At 32.4% G+C, this 20,354-nt stretch carries 14 protein-coding genes; 3 read left to right on the forward strand and 11 right to left on the reverse strand.

Annotated features, from left to right (window positions below; genetic code table 11):
- Window positions 1-27: 27 nt before the first annotated feature.
- Window positions 28-1,122 carry an acyl-CoA desaturase gene (locus tag BXU01_RS12835; protein WP_083693565.1) on the reverse strand — a complete coding sequence of 365 codons (1,095 nt, stop codon included), beginning with the start codon at window positions 1,120-1,122 and terminating at the stop codon, window positions 28-30.
- A 107-nt stretch (window positions 1,123-1,229) separates the two neighbouring features.
- Here BXU01_RS12835 and rsmG point away from each other — a divergent pair, with 107 nt between their 5' ends.
- Window positions 1,230-1,859, forward strand: coding sequence for a 16S rRNA (guanine(527)-N(7))-methyltransferase RsmG (rsmG, locus tag BXU01_RS12840; protein WP_083693566.1), 630 nt, complete (start codon window positions 1,230-1,232; stop codon window positions 1,857-1,859).
- Window positions 1,860-1,929: 70 nt separating this feature from the next.
- Here the strand turns inward: rsmG and BXU01_RS12845 are convergent, their stop codons facing one another.
- From BXU01_RS12845 to map, 7 genes are all read right to left on the reverse strand, one after another.
- A complete protein-coding gene (locus tag BXU01_RS12845) occupies window positions 1,930-2,673 on the reverse strand; it encodes a hypothetical protein (protein ID WP_083693567.1) in 744 nt (247 codons plus the stop codon).
- A 491-nt stretch (window positions 2,674-3,164) separates the two neighbouring features.
- The gene (pruA, locus tag BXU01_RS12850; protein ID WP_083693568.1) at window positions 3,165-4,790 is read right to left on the reverse strand and encodes an L-glutamate gamma-semialdehyde dehydrogenase; all 1,626 of its coding nucleotides are present in this window, start codon (window positions 4,788-4,790) and stop codon (window positions 3,165-3,167) included.
- Window positions 4,791-4,945: 155 nt separating this feature from the next.
- A complete protein-coding gene (gene apaG / locus BXU01_RS12855; protein ID WP_041517556.1) occupies window positions 4,946-5,332 on the reverse strand; it encodes a Co2+/Mg2+ efflux protein ApaG in 387 nt (128 codons plus the stop codon).
- A gap of 79 nt (window positions 5,333-5,411) precedes the next feature.
- A complete protein-coding gene (locus tag BXU01_RS12860; RefSeq protein ID WP_083693685.1) occupies window positions 5,412-6,674 on the reverse strand; it encodes a DUF5103 domain-containing protein in 1,263 nt (420 codons plus the stop codon).
- An 80-nt stretch (window positions 6,675-6,754) separates the two neighbouring features.
- Window positions 6,755-9,658, reverse strand: a complete 2,904-nt coding sequence (locus BXU01_RS12865; RefSeq protein ID WP_083693686.1) for a DEAD/DEAH box helicase — start codon at window positions 9,656-9,658, stop codon at window positions 6,755-6,757.
- A gap of 217 nt (window positions 9,659-9,875) precedes the next feature.
- Window positions 9,876-10,649: a class I SAM-dependent methyltransferase gene (locus BXU01_RS12870; protein WP_083693569.1), complete on the reverse strand. Its 774-nt coding sequence runs from the start codon at window positions 10,647-10,649 to the stop codon at window positions 9,876-9,878.
- A gap of 26 nt (window positions 10,650-10,675) precedes the next feature.
- Window positions 10,676-11,494 (reverse strand): type I methionyl aminopeptidase, encoded by an 819-nt coding sequence (gene map / locus BXU01_RS12875; RefSeq protein WP_083693570.1) that lies wholly within the window; start codon window positions 11,492-11,494, stop codon window positions 10,676-10,678.
- A gap of 258 nt (window positions 11,495-11,752) precedes the next feature.
- On the opposite strand from map, the gene BXU01_RS12880 reads away from it, so the two are divergent.
- Complete coding sequence (locus BXU01_RS12880) at window positions 11,753-13,006, forward strand: DUF445 domain-containing protein (RefSeq protein WP_083693571.1); 1,254 nt, start codon at window positions 11,753-11,755, stop codon at window positions 13,004-13,006.
- Window positions 13,007-13,111: 105 nt separating this feature from the next.
- On the opposite strand, the gene gpmI is transcribed toward BXU01_RS12880, so the two are convergent.
- Together gpmI and BXU01_RS12890 are read right to left on the reverse strand one after the other, a co-directional pair.
- Window positions 13,112-14,629 (reverse strand): 2,3-bisphosphoglycerate-independent phosphoglycerate mutase, encoded by a 1,518-nt coding sequence (gene gpmI / locus BXU01_RS12885; RefSeq protein WP_083693572.1) that lies wholly within the window; start codon window positions 14,627-14,629, stop codon window positions 13,112-13,114.
- Between the two features lie 139 nt (window positions 14,630-14,768).
- Window positions 14,769-17,198: a DUF5916 domain-containing protein gene (locus tag BXU01_RS12890; protein WP_083693573.1), complete on the reverse strand. Its 2,430-nt coding sequence runs from the start codon at window positions 17,196-17,198 to the stop codon at window positions 14,769-14,771.
- 276 nt (window positions 17,199-17,474) lie between these two features.
- Between BXU01_RS12890 and BXU01_RS12895 the strand changes: the two genes are divergently transcribed.
- On the forward strand, window positions 17,475-18,197 hold the full coding sequence (locus BXU01_RS12895) for a murein L,D-transpeptidase catalytic domain family protein (protein ID WP_083693574.1): 723 nt from the start codon (window positions 17,475-17,477) through the stop codon (window positions 18,195-18,197).
- Here the strand turns inward: BXU01_RS12895 and BXU01_RS12900 are convergent.
- Window positions 18,186-19,772 carry a murein L,D-transpeptidase gene (locus BXU01_RS12900; RefSeq protein WP_083693687.1) on the reverse strand — a complete coding sequence of 529 codons (1,587 nt, stop codon included), beginning with the start codon at window positions 19,770-19,772 and terminating at the stop codon, window positions 18,186-18,188. The two genes, BXU01_RS12895 and BXU01_RS12900, sit on opposite strands and share 12 nt — an antisense overlap.
- Window positions 19,773-20,354: the final 582 nt, after the last annotated feature.

The raw sequence follows: 20,354 nt of genomic DNA on the forward strand, positions 1-20,354 counted from the left end.
GTTAATTATTAATAGATTTTTTTAGTTTTATGCTAGTTCTGGTTTCATTCCAAGATCTTTTAGATGCTTGTAATGTGCTATGACAGCACCTCTCATGGTTCTGAATTCATGATATGGCAAATTGCATTCGATTGCAGTCTGTTTTACAATTTCGGCTATTTTTCCGTAATGAATGTGACTGATATTCGGGAAAATATGGTGTTCAATCTGATGATTTAATCCTCCTGTAAACCAGTTGATTACTTTATTTTTTGGAGCAAAATTAGCCGTTGTGTACAATTGGTGAATTGCCCAGGTATTTTCCATTTCTCCTTCTTCATTAGGAACTGGATTTGAAGTCTCTTCCACTACGTGTGCCAATTGAAAAACGATACTTAAAATTAATCCTGCAGTATAATGCATTACAAAAAATCCAATGACTACTTTCCACCATGTTACGCCTAAAATCATTGGCAAAGCCATCCAGATTAGTACATAGATAATTTTAGTAATTACAAGAACTGTCCATAATTTTGTTGGACTTTGCGGTGCTCCGTAAGAAAGTTTTCTTTTAAGATAGTTTTTCATTTGCTTAAAATCGGTTGTTAATGCCCAATTAAAAGTCAATAGACCATATAAAAAGAAAGAATAATAATGTTGAAATTTATGAAAACGGTGCCACTCGGCATTTTGTGTAAAACGAATAATTCTACCGGCATCAAGATCTTCGTCATGACCGTGAATATTAGTATAAGTGTGATGAAGTACATTGTGTTGTACTTGCCAGTTATGAACGTTTCCGGCCAGAACATAAATACTTCCGCCCATGATTTTATTAATCCACGATTTAGAAGAATACGATCCGTGGTTTCCGTCGTGCATTACGTTCATTCCAATTCCTGCCATTCCAACTCCCATAAGAATGTTTAGTAGCAATTGTGCCCAAAATGGCATGTCAAGAGTTAGTATTAAAAAGTAAGGTGTAAGAAAAACGGCAAAAAGAATTACGGCTTTTAAGTGCAGCTTCCAGTTTCCAGTTTTCTGAATATTGTTCTCCTTGAAGTAATTGTTTACTCGTGAGTTAAGTGTTCTGAAGAACTTCAGATTGTCTTGCTTAGCAAATGTAGGCGCAGTGTTATTCATAATTGTTTTAAATAGTTTTCAAAGGTAATTATTATAAATTTTCAATTTGCAAAATTGAGTTAAATATTTCAACTGTAAAGTAGTACTTTTGTTAAAAAATTAGAGCAATGGATGAGATTCTGAAATATTTTCCTGATTTGACCGACATTCAAATCGAACAATTTCAAAAATTAGACTTTTTATACCACGATTGGAATGAAAAAATCAATGTTATTTCACGTAAAGATATTGATGCCTTATATATTAAACATGTTTTGCATTCATTAGGAATTGCAAAAATCATGAAATTTGAACCCGGAACAACTGTTCTTGATGTTGGAACGGGAGGCGGATTTCCAGGAATTCCATTGGCAATCCTTTTTCCTGAAACTCGTTTTTATTTAATTGATGTTATTGCCAAAAAAATAAAAGTAGTTCAGGGTGTCGTTGATGCTTTAGAATTAAAGAACGTAAAAGCTGAACAATTGCGTGCTGAAAATGTAAAAGGCGATTTTGATTTTATTGTAAGCCGCGCTGTAACAAATATGCCGGATTTTGTTTCCTGGATTAAAAACAAAATCAAGAAGCAACATAAACATGCTTTGAAAAATGGAATTCTATACCTGAAAGGTGGTGATTTAACCGAAGAATTAAAAGATTTTCCAAAAGCAACCTTATATGACCTGTCTACTATTTTTGAAGACGAATTTTTCGAAACTAAAAAAGTAGTGCACTTGCCCTTAAAGTTTAGCGTTTAATTTATATCTGTCTTATTAAATACCCGACATTAATTATTTGTAAATTATTGTCGGGTTTTTTATTTGAGATTCAGATTCCCTGATTATGATGCTTTTTTTGGGAAACACAGAATTGATTTGATTTAGTATCTAAATTATGTATTAAGTCGTTTATTGCTTTTTCTGATGCTTGAGTTGAATGTTGAAATTCAGGATCAAAGAAAAAATTGCGGCAAATTACAGGTTCATCTGATGAATCGTATATTGCTTCATCTGTTTCATCTAAATTCGCATTATAATATTGCGATGGATACTGGTGTATTAATTCCATAATTATGGTACGAAGCCATTTATCAAATACTCTTTTTTTAGGTGTAATATGACGCACTAATAAAACCAATCCTACAAGTTCACTTTGAAGAAAGTAAGATCCTTTTCTATACATCACATCAATCATTCTTACATTCATAAGCGCAATCCAGAGAGCTCCATTTATATGACCGGCTGCCGGTATGTCAAAATTGTCATCAAAAGTTAAAGGTCTTGTATTTTTTACATTATCAATAGAACACCATATAGCCTCGATTCTTTTTTGAGTCTCTTCATTCATTTTTGTATATCCTTTAAAACGCCAGTTTACCCATTCAAGTAACGCTGCCGTTAATCCCATTGAAGCTTTGTGGTTAATCTGTAATAATGCGTTTTCCAATTCTGTATTTCTTTCTAATGGGTCTAAAAATTGATTAATCTTTTTTTTATTCCATTTAAAATCAATTGGGTGACCAATACTTTTAGATTCTAAAATTATTGAAGGTGTGTTTTGTAAATTTTTCATTGTTTTCTTATTTTACTGAATTTTTTTTTACAGTTTAAAAAGTGCTTCTCTACAAGTTATTTCTGGTAAGATTTTTTTGTTTTAGCACACATATTAAACCGGATGTAAATTTAGGATGACAAATATTTTTACTGTATTACAATAAGTTTTTTAAGTAACAGAATAAGGTTTTTGAATATGTATCGTGTTGATAGTTAATATAATAAGAAAAGCATTACAAAATAATATTGATTTTGAAATTTATATTTATTGAAATGAATTTATAGTTTTGGATAAAGTTTTCTACTAAAACATTGTAAATGAGTTATTTGTTTTTGTGTTTTAATAAGTGTTGAGAAGTTTTATAATCAATTTTATCTAAAAAACATTTGTTGTGAAAAATTTTGAAAGCAATAGATAACAAACGAAAAGCCGAATCTTAATTAAAAGATTCGGCTTTTTATATGGACAAAGTTTCTAAAATCTTAAACTTTGAAACTTGTAATTAAATATTAACCTAAGAAAGGGTATCTGTAATCTTCCGGAGTTACAAAAGTTTCTTTGATAGTTCTAGGAGAAGCCCAACGCAATAAGTTCAATGCAGAACCTGCTTTATCGTTAGTTCCTGAAGCTCTAGCTCCACCAAAAGGCTGCATTCCTACAACCGCTCCTGTTGGTTTATCGTTGATGTAGAAGTTACCCGCAGCATTTTGCAATTTAGTAGTCGCTACTTCAATAGCATAACGATCCTGGCTAAATACAGCTCCTGTCAAAGCATATTCAGAAGTAGTATCAACTAATTCTAAAGTTTCTTCCCATTTAGCATCTTCATATACATATATAGTAATTACCGGTCCAAATAATTCGGTTTCCATTGTAGTATATTTAGGATTTGTAGTTACAATAATTGTTGGCTCAATAAAGTAACCTACAGATTTATCGTAGTTTCCACCCGCAATGATTTCAGCATCAGCATCTTTTTTAGCCTGATCAATAAAACCAGCTAATTTATCAAAAGAACCTTCGTGAATTACTGCAGTGATAAAGTTTCCAAAATCTTCCGGAGAACCCATTTTCATCGATTTCACATCGGCAATTAATTGTTCTTTTACAGCTGGCCATAAGCTTTGAGGAACATAAGCTCTTGAAGCTGCAGAACATTTTTGTCCTTGAAATTCAAATGCTCCACGAGTAATTCCTGTAGCAACTTGTTTTACGTTAGCGCTTGGATGAGCAATGATAAAATCTTTACCACCAGTTTCTCCAACGATTCTTGGATATGTTTTATAGTGGTGAATGTTAGCACCAATTTTAGCCCAGATATCTTTAAACACATGAGTTGATCCTGTAAAGTGAACTCCTGCAAAATCGCGGCTTGCTAAAACAGTATCAGTAATCATTAAAGCGTCTCCAAAAACAACGTTGATAACACCATCAGGAACACCTGCTTCTTTGAAAACATCGATGATGATTTTTGCAGAGAAAACCTGGCTATCACTTGGTTTCCAAACCACAACGTTACCCATCATTGCAGCACTTGCAGGAAGATTTGCAGCAATAGCAGTAAAGTTAAAAGGAGTAATTGCGTAAATAAAACCTTCAAGAGGTCTGTATTCTAAACGATTCCATGTAGTAGAATCAGATTTTGGCTGATCTCCGTAAATTTGAGTCATAAATTCTACGTTGTAACGTAAAAAGTCGATCAATTCGCAAGAAGCATCAATTTCTGCCTGGTGAATATTTTTAGATTGACCAATCATTGTAGCAGCGTTAATACGAGCTCTGTATGGTCCTGCAATAAGTTCGGCAGCTTTTAAGAAAATAGCAGCACGTTGTTCCCATGCCATGTTTGCCCATGCTGTTCTTGATTCAAGTGCATTAGCAATTGCTTTTTCAATATGTTGTTTTTCCGCTAAGTGATAAGTTCCTACAATGTGTTTGTGATCGTGAGGAGCTGATATTGTTCTTGTATTTCCAGTTCTGATTTCTTCGCTTCCGATATATAACGGAACGTCAATTTTAGAATTCCACAATGTTGTGTAAGCCGCCTGAACGGCTGCTTTTTCTGGTGAGTTAGGTGCGTAACCTTTTACTGGCTCGTTTACCGCTTTTGGTACATGAAAGAATCCTTTTAGCATTTTATTTAAAATTAGATAATTAGACAATTTAAGGGCTAGATGATTTGATTTGTTACGAATAATCTAACGCTGCACAAAAGTACAAAGGATAAATTAATAATTTGACAAAATTATGATTAAGATAACTATAAAAAATATAGTTTTTAAGCCACTATTTAGTTTAGGGCAAAAGGAGCACACATTCTAAAAGTAGGAACAATTACTTTGAATGTTTTTGTAGTTGTAAAATTGATCATGTTAAAATGACCTTTCATTGCGCCATAAGGAGATGATAATAGACAACCAGAACTATAAGTGTGATTTTCTCCAGGTTTTAAAACCGGTTTTTTTCCAATAACACCTTCTCCGTCAACAATTTCTAAATCATTTAAAGAGTCGAATATCTCCCAGTGACGAGAGGTTAACTGAACTGAATCTTTACTGTGATTTTCAATTGTAACCACATAACTAAAAGCAAAATGAATCTTGTAGTTCTTGAAGTAAGTACCTTCAAAACTAGTCAAAACAGATATTTTTATGCCTCGTGTTATCTGAGAAACCATACTAAAGTAGTATATATGTGTGCGTTATACGTGCAAATCTACAAAAAAAAATCTTTCGATCTAAAACCTTAACAATGTTTTAATTTATGATGTTTATGGAGTTGGCATTTCCTTTTCCTATAACTCTTTGATAACGATCGGTACTTTCTTTGTAATAAACTAATATGGTGTACTCATTTTCAGTTTGATAAAAGTTTCCGTCAATAGCATTTTCATAATCAATAACGCCTTTTTTATCGGCAATAGTATATTGAAAATTAGTAAAACCTTGCTTTATCATGACTGCTTTTTCATAAACTCCTTTATCAGTATTGTAGTCCATTTTGTATTCTGGCGATAAACTGTAATTATTGAACATTCCTGTAATATAAATATCTTTGGATGTTGATCTGAAAGTTGGGGCCGAAAGACTAAAATAAACCCAGGCATAATCTGCTTCAATTTCATTATTGGAAGCATTTATGTTTTTAACCACAAAATTTCCGTTTACATCCTGATAAACCGAATAAATTTGGTTGCCTCTTGCTTGATTTGTATATAGATAAGCGTTATAAATGTCATTGTTTGCACCAATTCGTCCTACATTGTTGTTTGCGGCACGAATGTCCTTATTTTCAAAATATAAAAATTCATTTCCGCCCCAGAACTGAGTTTCTTTATTGTATTTGTATACTAATTGATTACCTATCGTATATTGGGGAGGAACGTTTTTTATAGCTGTATTAAGATTACCATTTTGTAACAATAGAATTTTTACGTTTTGTAATGGAGTCTGAAAAACAATATCGTTTGATAACACTGCAAAATCCAGATTTTGTTTATAATCAATATTAGTAACATCACGGCTTCGCTTAACCTGAGCCGTAACTGTAGAATGATTTTCGTATAAAATAAATTTTCTCGAAAAAACAATATCTTTATCTTCATTCAGGATTCTTAACATATAATTTCCTGAAATTCGTAATTGTGAGGTAAATTGATTAGGAAAAGATAATCTGTAATGAGAATATACCTGAAGCGTATTAAAAGAATTAACATAGTCAGTAATTCTCTGATTGTCAAAACCACTAATGTAATCCGTTTTAGGAATATCGGTAGGTTTCCAATTATAATCACAATGAACGACTTCAAAATAATAATTAGCTTCATTGCCAAATAAATCATCAAACTGAAATGTAAAAGTATCTCCTAATTCAAATATTGGAACTACATTACTGCCGTTTTGAACAAACGAAACGGTTTTGATATTATAAGGAGGATCAATCTCATTTTGCACTTCCTGAGCTGTCGCCAAAGTACAGATAAAAACCAACAGTAGATTTTGAAACAAAAATTTTAGCATCATATTACGTGTAAGATTTGTAAATATAACAATTTTATGTAACGTAACAGGATGCCTTTATTGGTTTTAAAAACAAGTTACTAAGAACTTAAAATGAAATCTAAATTAACTTCGATTTCATCATTGATATAACTTTCTTCTAAAAGTGAATCAGATAAGAGTTTTTTGTTTTCCTGCAATTTGATTATTTTTTCTTCTACCGTATTTTTCGAAATAAACCTGATCACATTTACTTTGTTTAATTGTCCAATTCTGTGTGCTCTTCCAACTCCTTGCTTTTCGGCAAAAGGATTCCACCAAGGATCTAAGAATAAAACATATGAAGCTTTGGTAATATTCAAACCAACGCCGCCTGCTTTGAGGGAAATAAAGAATAACAAAGGTTCTTCTTTTTCCTGAAATAGTTTTACCTGTTGTTCTCTTTTTGCGGCAGGAGTTTCACCGGTAATTTCGCAATAAGATATTTTGTTTTCCTTGCACCAATCTGTATAAAAACTCAAATTAGTAACAAATGAACTAAAAATGATGGTTTTCTGTTTTTCTTTTACTAAAGTCTCTAGATAATTAGTGACGGCATTATATTTTCCGGAATCAATTTCTGATTCCTGATCTAACATTTTCGGATGATTGCTCAGCTGTCTTAACTTCATCAATGTATTGATAATGCTAATTTTGTCAGGACTCGATCCGTCGGTTTTTAATAAAAAGTTACGAGCCTTAGATTTTTCTTTTTCATATAATTTTTCCTGTTCAGGATCCATGTCACAATAGTAAATCTGCTCTGTTAACTCTGGTAAATCTTTTAAAACCTGTTCTTTGGTTCTTCTTAGAATATAGGGTTGAATAAGGTTTTTCAGCTCAGATAAAGTGTTTTCGTCTTGTTTTTTCTCAATCGGAATTTTAAAATTCTGAGCAAAAAAATCATAGCTTCCCAAAATATCCGGATTTATAAATTGCATTTGCGACCATAAATCGTCTAATGAGTTTTCGATAGGCGTACCGCTTAGCGCCATTTTATGATGCGTATTTATTTTAGTAATAGCTTTAAAAATCTTAGAATTTTTATTTTTAATGTATTGACTTTCGTCTAAAATTAAATAGCGGAAATTGTATTTTTCTAAAATTGAAATATCACGATGAACAATGCTGTAACTTGTAAAAATTAAATCAGTTGATTCTAATCTGCTCGCTAATAATTTCCTGTCATTTCCTACATACTGCATTTTAGAAAAGTGCGGCGTAAATTTTGCGGCTTCATTATACCAGTTAAAAACCAATGACGAAGGTAAAACGATCAGAGCTTTTAAAGGTTGTCTTTCGATAGTCGTTTCATTTTGAAACAAATCAAAATTCGTTGTTTTTGTAGTAAAACCTAATTGTTCCTGTACAGCAACAAGAACTGCAAGGGTTTGTAATGTTTTACCAAGTCCCATATCATCAGCTAAACACGCGCCCAAGTTTGAATTAAAATGACCTAAAAGCCACTTTACGCCATCGATTTGATAAGGTCTTAAAGTTGCTTTTAACAAATCAGAAGTTGTATATTCTGCTTTAAGAATTACATCATTTTTAATTTCCGGAATAGCGTCCAGAGCAGCAAAATTACTTTTACGCAAAAGTAAATTTCCATTTTCTGTTTGCGCTAATTTTGCCAGCGAACTGTATTTGCTCAGCCATTCTAAAGGAATCAGAAAATAGTTTCCGTCAGGCAATAAAAAGAGTCTCTCCTTGCTTTTTATATTGGGAATAATCTCGCTGAAATTAATTGTATAAATGCCAATCGTGATGATTATCCTAATGTCAAACCAATCCTCTTTCGTTTCTTCTCTCGAAGCCGAAATAGTGTGATTTTCTGTAATGATTTCTTTGCCTTCCAGTTTTAAATTATGGATTGTAAATCCCAAACTTTCCAGTTCTTCTTTACGGTCAATAACAAATTGAATATTGATGTAAGGATCTGGATTTTCGGTGTCAGAATTTAATCCGAATAGCTCGTTTTTGATTTTTAATAAACCAATTTCAAGTAATTTGTCTGTATATAAAGTTTCGGCAGAACTGCGTTTAAACTGAATGATTTTAGGTTCGTTAGCAATACTAAAATCAACAAACGAATGTGTTTTTTTAGTTTTGCTGTTATCAAATGAATAACCGTTATAATCAAAATAAAGATTGAGGTAATAACAGTTTTTAAAGAAATCAAAAACAGGTTGAATCGTGCTTAAAATAATTTGATCACGATGCTCAATTTCAAAACCAGTAGCTTCGATGTCTATTTTTTTAGCTATTTCAGGGATGAAATTTTTAAAATAAGTATCAACTAATTTTGAAGGTATTTCGATTGATTTTTTCTTTAAAAAAGGGGAAAGTTTTTTAGAATTAAGATCCTTCAACTGCCCAAGTTTTTTGTCGATAATTAACCAGCTTGGTTCGTCCAGCAGTGTCTCAATACTGCTGTTCATGGGTAAAAATGTAGTTTCGTTTTCTTTTAACAAAAGCGTATATGTAATTCCTTCAGGATATTTATTAAACTCGATTTGAGGTTCAAAATACAGCGGATCGATATTGACTCTCGAACGATAAAAATCCTTTTCAACTCCCATATTAATACATAACGGAAATTGTTTTTGTACAATCAGAGTATAAAAGGAACTTAGATTTAATTGCAAATGCTGACGAATTGCAAACTCAATTTTAGAATCTTTTTGCAAATCAGCAATTGTTTTAGCTGATTTGATTTTTGCACTAAATTTTTTGAAAATAAAGTCAGGCTTTAAAGACTCGCAAACCGTCAGAATTTTTTTGGTATCAGCATCTAAATTGTCAAAAACAATAAAGAAACTTTCAAGAACATCTTTAGTGGCTTTTTTATCTAAATATTTAATATCATCGGTATCCTCAACGATATAAGAGGTTGGAATATAATGATTCAGATTTTTTTCAAAACTGATATCAAAACAAAATTGAAATGAATTTGAAAGATCCAAGATAAGTAGGTTTGGTTGGGTTGTAATTTGGGAAGTTATTATAAAACCATATAAGTGATATAAGTTCATTTAAAACTGTTCGAAATAAAATAATTTAGAATAGAAAAATCAGTTCTATTTTCGTTATTTTTCGATTTTAAATATTTAAAAAATAAATAAAAATCACGTTTTTTTAAATGAACTTATATCACTTATATGGTGAAATAAATCTGAGGGCTTAATTTTCTGGTTTGAAACAAAGCGGGATAATTTCTCCCTTTGCCAAACAATATTTCTCTACCAATTCTGGTGTAATTTTATTAGTATAATCTTCTTCGATTACGATAAAACCAATGCTTCGTAATTTATCAAAATAATCGCGTCCGTAAATGCGTACGTGATCGTATTGACCAAATATTTTGGCACGTTCTTTTTGATCTGTAATAGTGTCATCAGCAAAAGTTACCGCTCTGGATAAATCCTGTGGAATCTGAAGAATCGCCATTCCGCCTGGTTTTAATACACGAAATAATTCCTGCATTGCTTTTGTATCGTCCGGAATATGCTCCAAAACGTGATTACATAAAATAACATCGTATTCGTTGTCTTTGAAAGGCAAATTACAAATATCTGCTTTTACATCGGCCAAAGGCGAAAATAAGTCAGTTGTAGTGTAATCAAGGTTTTTTTGCTTGCGGAATCTTTTATAAAAAGCTTGTTCAGGAGCAAAATGAAGTACTTTTTTTGGCGCAGTAAAAAAATCAGTCTGATCGTTTAAATACAACCAAAGCAAGCGATGTCTTTCTAACGAAAGTGTACTTGGCGAAAGCACATTATTACGTTGTTTTCCGTATCCGTAAGGCAAAAACGATTTAAAACTTTTTCCGTCAATAGGATCTGTATATTTAGTTCCTTTTAATGAAAATGCCAAAACCGGACGAGCCACGTAGCTCAAACGAATTAATAAAGGACGAGGTATTGTATTAAGTACTAATTTGAATAATTTTTTCACAGGGTTTTATTCGGGGTTGAATTTAATTATAAAACTAACGGCACTTTTCTGAATTCATCTTCTTCATTGCTTACGATTCCTAAAGCTTTGTAGATATATTGAAACGTCGATAATATTTCTGGTTTTCCGTCAACTAATGCAACGTCGTGTTCGAAATGCGCACTTGCTTTTCCGTCTGCAGTTGTAATCGTCCAGCCGTCTTTATGTTGTTTGATATTTTTGGTTCCAAGATTAATCATTGGCTCGATTGCAACGACCATTCCTTCAACAAAAAGTTTACCGCGACCGCGTTTTCCGTAGTTTGGCATTTCTGGTTCTTCGTGCATTTTCTGCCCTAAACCATGACCAACCAATTCGCGAACTACTCCGTAACCGTGTCCTTCAGTATATTTTTGAATCGCATTTCCAACATCTTCAACGCGATTTCCAGCTTTAAATTCTCTGATTCCTATATAAAGAGATTCTTTGGTTACTTGCAAAAGTTTTTTGACTTCAGGAGCAACTTCTCCAATTTCAAAACTATAAGCGTGATCACCGTGATATCCGTTTTTGAAAGCACCACAATCTACAGAAATAACATCACCGCTTTTCAAAGGTGTATTGTTAGGGATTCCGTGTACTACTTGTGAATTTGGGCTCATACAAAGCGAATTCGGAAAATCATATAATCCTAAAAAGCTTGGTACAGCACCGTGATCGCGGATGAATTCCTCGGCTAATTTGTCTAAATATAATGTGGTAACTCCTTCTTTAATTTCAGAAGCAATCATTCCTAATGTTTTAGATACGATCAAAGCACTTTCGCGCATTAATTCGATTTCTTCACGTGATTTTACTATAATCATAATTTCGGATTTTCAGTTCGCAAAAGTACGACTTTTTATTTAAAATTTTTCTCCACGAATTTCACGAATTAGCACAAATTAGAATTACTTTAAAATTAAATTTCACTAATCTAAATTGAGTTTAAACTGATTGATAATAATGTGATTAATAAATTAATGTGAATTCGTGAATTCGTAGCGAAACGAATAAACAGTAATTTTTCGAATTACTATTTGGCAGAAAAAACGTAAATTAGTAAGAGTTAAAATTAATAAATTATGGAAACGTCAATAGATCAGGAAAATATACTCAAAAAGAAGGCTTTAAATAAAATGAAGGGAAATGCTTTATCGCTTTTAGGTGTTGCAGTGCTTCTGTTTATAATTGCTATTTATTTTAAAATTCCAATGCTGCAGGCTTTTAGTGAAGCTGCGATGGTTGGCGGAATAGCCGATTGGTTTGCGGTTGTGGCATTATTTCGACATCCGTTAGGAATACCAATTTGGCACACAGCAATTATTCCGACGAAAAAAAATGAGATTGGAGAAAACCTCGGGAATTTTGTTTCGGAAGAATTCCTAAATCGCGAAAAATTAGAAATTAAACTGGAAGAATTCAACTTTGCCACAAAAGCGTCAGATTGGTTGTCACAACAAGAAAATGCTAATAAAATTGCCAATCTGGTTGCAGTGAATATTATTCCGGGAATTTTAAAAACCATAAAAGATGAGGATATAAAGCGATTTATTCAGGTTCAGTTCAAGGAAAAACTCGAAGCGATTAATTTTGGAGATTGGGTTGCATTGGCTTTAGAACCTTTACAAAAAGGAAATGTAAAAGATGAATTGCTCACAAATCTTCTGGATGTTATGAGTACAGAACTAAGTAATAATAAAGATCTGATTAGAAAAAAAGTTAAAGAATCTACCCCGTTTTTAAGTTTTGGCTTAGCCGATAAAAGCATTTCAGAAGGTATTTTTAATGGATTGCAGGATTTTCTGGATGAAGCTAAAAAACCGCAAAGTGAAATCAGAATAAAAATAGACGAATATGTTTATAATTTTCTGGACAAAGTAAAAAATTCTGAAGAAATGCGAATCAAAATCAATGATATGATTTTGGGTTTTGTTGGTAAAAAAGAAGTTCAGGATTATATAAACGGAATTTGGGATGAAATAAAACAGTCAATTTCAAACGATTTGGCTAAAGGTGACGAATCCTCTATCAAAAACAGCATTTCGGGTTTAATTCAAACTTTTGGAAACGGAATCAAGGAAGATTCGATAATGATTGATAAAATCAATAATTTTATCAAGAATGATTTGCTTTCTATTCTTTTGAACAATAAAAAGGTAATTGGGGATTTAATTTCTTCAACAGTAAAAAGCTGGGATGGTAAAGAGGTTTCTGAAAAATTAGAACTGGAAATAGGAAAAGATCTTCAGTATATCAGAATCAACGGAACTTTGGTTGGAGGTTTAATCGGAATTATAATCTATTGTGTAGAGTGGACTTATCATTATTTTGTGTAAAAAAAAAGTAAACCATATAAGTGATATAAGTTCATTGAATAAAGCTGCGTAAAGCTTATAATAACTTATATCACTTATATGGTTTGAAAACTTTTTAATTTATTTCTACAACAACGAATGACAAGTCATAGCGTTTGGCTGCTGAACTCCCATTAATTCAAGAATAGTAGGAGCAATGTCTCCTAAAACTCCGTCTTGTATATTTTTTAATTGTTTGTCTACTAAAATAATCGGCACAGGATTAGTGGTGTGTGCCGTATTTGGACTTCCGTCAGGATTGATCATTGTTTCGCAATTTCCGTGATCGGCAATTACTATAGTCGTATAATCATTAGCAAGAGCAGCTTCGATAACTTGTTTTACACAAGCGTCAACCGCTTCACAAGCTAATATTGCTGCACTCATGATTCCGGTATGACCAACCATGTCACCATTAGCAAAATTCAAACACACAAAATCTACTTCGCCTTTGTTCAATTCCGGAACAAGAGCGGCTGTAAGTTCAAAAGCGCTCATTTCTGGTTGTAAATCGTAAGTAGCTACTTTAGGAGAATTTCTCAAAATACGAGATTCACCCTCGAAAGGCGTTTCTCTACCACCGGAGAAGAAAAATGTTACGTGCGGATATTTCTCTGTTTCAGCGATACGAATTTGTTTTTTACCGGCTTTTTCAAGAACCTCACCAAGAGTTTCAGTGATATTGTCTTTATTGTAAACTACTTTTACGTTTTGGTACGTTTCGTCGTAGTTAGTAAGCGTTACATAATACAAGTTTAGCTTGTGCATGTTTTGCTCATGAAAATCCTGTTGAGATAGTGCTTCTGTAAGTTCACGGCCTCTGTCGGTTCTAAAATTAAAGAAAATTACCACATCACCTTCCACAATTGTTGCCAATGGTTTTTCATTTTCATCAACCATTACAATTGGCTCAATAAATTCATCAGTAATATGGTGTGCATAACTGTCAAGAACGCTTGCAACTGCATTTTTAGATGGAGTTCCAACTGCGTTTACAACTAAATCATAGGCTAATTTTACGCGTTCCCAACGTTTGTCACGGTCCATTGCATAATAACGACCAATGATTGAAGCGATTTTTACTGGAGTATCTTTAATGTGATCTTCTAAATCATGAATGTATTTTGCTCCGGATTTAGGATCAACATCACGACCGTCTGTAAAGGCATGGATAAAAACATTTTCTAAACCATATTCCTGAGAAGCATCGATTAACCCACGTAAGTGAGAAGTATGAGAGTGAACACCACCATCAGAAACTAATCCTAGAAAGTGAACTTTTTTATTGTTTTCTTTAGCGTAGGTAAATGCATCAACAAGAACTTGTTCTTTGGCAAGTGTCTGGTGTGCTACGGCCAGGTTTATTTTGGCTAAATCCTGATATACAATTCTACCGGCACCAAGGTTCATGTGACCAACTTCGCTGTTTCCCATTTGTCCCTCTGGCAAACCAACGTTTAATCCGTCAGTTCTAAGTTGAGCACTTGGGTAATTTTTGTAAAGACTGTTTATAAAAGGAACATTTGCATTGTCTATTGCAGATACTTTAGGGTCAGGAGATTTTCCCCAACCATCTAAAATCATAAGTATTACTTTTTTGTTCATCATTTTTGTTTTTTACAAAGATAAACCATTTATAAAATGTGCACGAAAGCAATTGTTACAATTATGTTTAATAAAATGAAGCGTATTAAAAAATATTAATCTTGTTGAAGAATTCTATATTTTTTAAAATTAATTCACACTAAGCTCTTTTTCTAACTTTATTTTTGACAGCATTGTAGTCAATAAAATATTTTACGCTTATAGAAAAGATGTGTTTTAAGGCTTCATTATTAAGTAAAGCAGATACATTATGCTTGAAATCCTTGTCAATAATACGTTCAAAATTCGAGGCATTGTTTCGGTATAATATAGAGAGTTGACTTCCCGGAGCAAACCACCACGAATAAGACAAGTCTGTATTCCAGGAATAAAAACTTGAATTTTTATTTTCTGTATATTGCGGGTAAGGCGTTAAAGTTCCGTCAGGCAGAAGTTCAAGATCTTCCTTGTTTTCGGCGTAAGACCAATATTGCCTAACCGCTAAATTCAGGGTCATTGCGCTGTTTAAGGCATATTTTCCGCTTAATGTATTCGAGTATGTAATTACATTTCGATTTGCAAAAATAATAGTCTCAGGAGTACTTTCATTGTTATCTTCATCAATACTGTCAATATAACCTTTGTTATTATTTTTTCGATTAAAGCTAAAAGTATAGGTTAGTAAAAGCTTATCATTGAAACGGTATCGTGGTCCAATATCTACTCCGTAAGCCATTCTTCCTGCTTCATCTGTAAAAATAATCGAAGGATTTAAATCTAAAGCGAATTTCTTATTGTAATTAGTAGAAATACTTCCCCAGGTTTCTATTTTTCGCGGAATGATAACATAGCGATTTTCAGCTCTTGGTTCATAATAATCATTAGATTGTAAAGGATAAAAGACCACTCCTAATCCGTAATAATTGTTTTTTATAGTGGTAATATTTACTTCTGAACTGATTTTGTTTTCCTGGACTTTTCCGGAATCTTTGTTCAGTTCAAGATACATATCATAGTCAATCTTAAAACTGTTAAAAAGTTTGGTTGGATTTAGGATTCTGTAATTTCCGTTTCCGTAAAAGTTATAGTAATTGGTATAAAAATTAATGCCTAAATCGTTTGGGTCAAAATCTTTGGATACAAAATCAGATCCCAGACTATAACGATAATTTCCGCTGGTTTCTGCAAAACTTAATGTGCTGAAAACCCCGTTTTTGTCTTCGGTATCATTAATCATACTGTATTTTACATTTCCGGATAAATTGTAGGTATTTGCTTTTGTGTTTAAATCCCAAGCAAGTCCGGTTACATTTGCATCTCTAAAATCACCATTTCTGGTAACGTTTGTGTTGATAAGTGTTATTGAAGAGTTTTTACGAAAACGCTGATCTAAAACCAATACATTATAATTGGTTAATGGTTCAACAACTTCACGTCTTGTTTCGCCTGATATCGTATCTTTTATAGTTGTGAAAGTTTTCTCAGTAATGGCATTTAGGATTCCAACACCTAAACCTTTTTTAGTTCGTCCGGAAATTTTTAAAGCATTAATAAGATTCACATTCTGAACTTCTTCAATTATCTCTTCATGATCATTTAGAGTAGGTTCTGTAGAAGGTCTTCCGCCAATTCTTCTTGAATAAAACATATTTCCTTTGTTGAATAAGTCAGTTCCTTCAGTAAAAAAAGATCTGTTTTCATTGAATTGCTGCTCAAAAGGGCCTAAATTCAAAATTTGATCATCATATTTTGTTTGTCCAAAATCAGGAATCAAAATGGCATCAAGTGTGAAGGCATCGTTGATTCCGTATTTAATGTCCATTCCTCCTTTTATTGTAGCATATGTTTTTTGGTGATCAGCAGCATTTAGATAATAAGAAGCATAAGGCATTAAAAATAATCGGGTAGGAGGTTTGATATTTTCTATTCCTTCCAAAAGACCATTTTGTTGTGTAAATGTTCCTAATTTGGTATCAATTAAATTCCAGGTATATTTTTTTCGTTCTCGTTTTATTTCTCTGAAAAAATTGATTCCCCAGGTTTGTTTGTCTTCGTCAGAGAATCGCAAAGCAGCATATGGTATTTTTATTTCTACAATCCAGCCGTTATCTGTCATAGCGGCTTTACTGATCCAGACGGCGTCCCAGGAATAATCTTCACCGTTAACATCAGTCATAATGCAATCGCCCTGTACATCTGCTGCTGAGACAAAGAACTCAAAACTTTGCTGACCGTCATTAAAACCATTGATGAAAACCCCAAAAATATCGGCAGTACCAAAATTGTCCCGTTGTGAAATTTCTTTTAGAATTTTGTTTGGTTCATTATCATACATCATGACCCCAACGTATATGGCGTCATTGTTGTATAAAACTTTTACTTCGGTTTTTTGGTTTTCCGGAATTGGTTTTCCATTATCAGGTTGATACATAACAAAATCTGATGCTATTGGAGCATTTTGCCATGCGGGTTCATTTAGCTTTCCGTCAATAGAAATGCTTTCTGTAATGAGTTGAGCTTGTAAGGCTTTTTTTTGGCTATACCCCAAAAAAGAGAATAAAATAAAGATAAAAAAGGCTATTTTTTTCATGAAATTTAGAAAAGTTACAATAAAATAGACAGTTCTTAGTTCTATTTGTTACAGAATAAGTTTCAAAATTACCATTTAATTTTATTTTTTTTAAGAAAATTGACTTAAACGTTAGGATTTTTAGCAGAAGAAAAAATCTTACAGAAAGATTGTTTTTACGTTAATAATGTTAAAATTTAAACAAAAACAGCTTGATTTTCAGGCTTATATTTTGTCAGCCTATAAAATTTTATACTTTTGCCATACCCAAATTTTTTATTAACCTAAAGAAATTCAATGATTTACAAGATTTATCCGCTTTTGGTGTTTTTGCTATTATCTTTTGGTAAAGATTCAAATAACACCCCCGAGATTAAAAAGGCAGCGACAAAAACGATCGCGAAAGTTGAGAATTTTACTGTCGAAGCTAAAATTGAAAGTATTTATCAGACATTAAATTCTAACAATTTTAATCTGCCTGAGCTTAGAACTTTTTCTGAAGCCTTAAAAGGGTTTTACTTATTGAAAGAAAAAGGTGTGATCCAAAAAGACATTTTAACGGTGATTGACTTTAGTTTGTCATCAAACACAAAACGTCTTTGGGTAATTGATTTATCAACAAATACTATTTTATTCAACTCTTTAGTAGCTCACGGTAGAAATACCGGAGAGGAATTTGCCTCTACTTTTTCGAATTCAAATTCGTCTTATAAAAGCAGTTTAGGCTTTTATGCAACAGGAGAAATTTACCAGGGAAAACATGGAGCTTCTCTACGTTTAGATGGTTTAGAAAACGGAATTAATAGCAATGCCCGTCAAAGAGGAGTTGTAATGCATGGTGCTGATTATGTTTCTGAATCTTTTATCAGAGATCATAAAAGACTAGGCAGAAGTCAGGGTTGTCCTGCACTTCCTATTGAATTGACGGATGAAATAATTGAACTAATAAAAGGCAAATCGTGTTTGTATATCTACCATCCGTCAAGAAGTTTTGCGATGGAACAAAAGCTAATTTCTTAATTTAGCATACAAATCCGAATCGAGATTATAAATATCAGCTCTGAAAACGAGCTGATTTTTTTTGCTCCATGCTGTCCAGTACCATTGATATAAAGCATACTTTTTTGTGATTTTAATACTGGTTGTCTTCTTAGAAGCAATTATGGTATCAATCCTATCTTTTGGCCAATTTTCAGAGTCATCTAAAATATGTTGTGCTAATTCTAAAGGATTTTCAACGCGAACACACCCGGAACTTAGAGAACGGTTGTTTCTGCCAAAATTATTACGATGATTCGTGTCGTGTAAATAAACACTATGATGATTTGGAAACAGGATTTTCATTAATCCCAATGCATTATTATAGCCGGGACTTTGTACATATCTGTAATTCCCCGGTTTATTTTCGTTCCAGTTATTAGGTTCAACGACATTTCCTGCAGTATCATAGATAGTGATATTTTTATTGGCCAGATAATTGCGATTTCTTTTCATTGCCGGCACAACATCTTCTTTCAGTATTGTTGGCGGTACAGTCCATGTAGGATTCAGCACGACTGTTTTTAGCATCGATGTTATAACTGGTGTTTTTCTTTTGCTGGTTCCTACAACAACATTTCGCACCAAAGTCGTGTCCTGGCTTTCTACCACATTCAGGCTGTAATCTGGTATATTAATAATTAAATAGTTTTCGGCCAGATCATTATTGTACCATCTCCAGCGTTCTAAATTGGCGATAATTTGTTGTTTTCTTTTTTCTTTAGAAAAGTTAAGCGCACTAATAGTTCCCACTCCAATAACACCATCAGAAGCTAAACCGTGTCTTTCCTGGAATTTCTTTACAGATTCAAAAGTTTTTTGATCATAAATCTTTGTCAGGCTGTCTTTTTTAGGCATATCCTGCCAATAAATAAGTCTTTTCTTTATGTTTATTAATGCTGTATTGGTATCATTTAAAGTGATTTTGTCAGCAGATTCAATTGTTTTTATATCATCCTCCGGAAAAGTATTAATAATCTTCAGAGCATTTAATAGTTGTTTATAAGTGTAGGCTTTTGACTGAATATTATCGACAACACTATCTAATTTGTTTTTATTAAAAGCTTTGATAAGAATGTTGTTTACATCAAAAGTTTTTTCATCTAAATCCCAATTGTTATATAATGTTTTAGGATTTAATTTTCCTTTATAAAGATGATTCAGGTATTTTTCGAAATTATAGGTAATTAAAATATCATAAGTAGTCAGATCAGTATCGCTTAGAGAACTGATCTTGTCTTCGAATTTTTTAAGTCTTGATGCTTTATAATCCTCAGGATTCAAACCTAATTCTTCAGCATTCGAAAGTTGGGATAAAACGTACGTTCTTTTTTTTAGATTTCCCCAAACCGTTTTATTTTCTGATGAGTTATAAAATTGTTTAAGAGTTTCGCTTTTAAAAGTACTTATAAGAGCAGTATCAATTTCTACTTTTCTTTCGTCAGTAAGTATGATTGCTGGAGCGGTTTTTTTAATAGCAGCAGGAACAGGTTTAGTTGTATCTTTTTTACAGCCAATACAAATGCATATTACTAACAAAAAGTAAAGTTTCTTCATTCTAAATTTTTTAGACATTAAATAATGTTCACCAACGACTTTAATTTAAAATGACTCACCTTGGGGGTTGGTGTTCATTTTTTAAAAGCTTGTGGCGGCGTTTTGGCATTAAACCAAATCAATCGGCTTTGTTTGTATTGCAGTAGGTTTCGCAATGTTTAACTAAAGCTTCTTCAAATTATGGTATGATTTATTTTAAAAATGTCATTCCTTAAATTTGAGTTTGATTTTGCCCCGCAAATATAGTATTGATTTTTTTGAATAACGAAATAATTCCTATTAATTCTTCATTGTCAAAAGATGAAAATGATCTGTTGTTTCTAATCTTATCATGGAAAGTGGCATTCACCTAAAGTTTTTTTCTTTTGTTAATTGAGGTTGTTTGGAACGATAACCTTCTTTTGACAGTATTTACTTAATTATATTCATGATTTTTGAAAAATAATTGATCCTATAACTTTTTAATTTTAAATACTTTATAATTAATTGTTGATTTTAATTGATTTTTTTTGCGAAAAAGCTTGTTTTAAACTTAACTTATTTTTTATATTTGCACCACGGTAATGCGAAAGTAGCTCAGTT

The sequence above is a fragment of the [Flexibacter] sp. ATCC 35103 genome, from assembly GCF_001975985.1.
In the GTDB taxonomy this organism is placed as follows: domain Bacteria; phylum Bacteroidota; class Bacteroidia; order Flavobacteriales; family Flavobacteriaceae; genus Flavobacterium.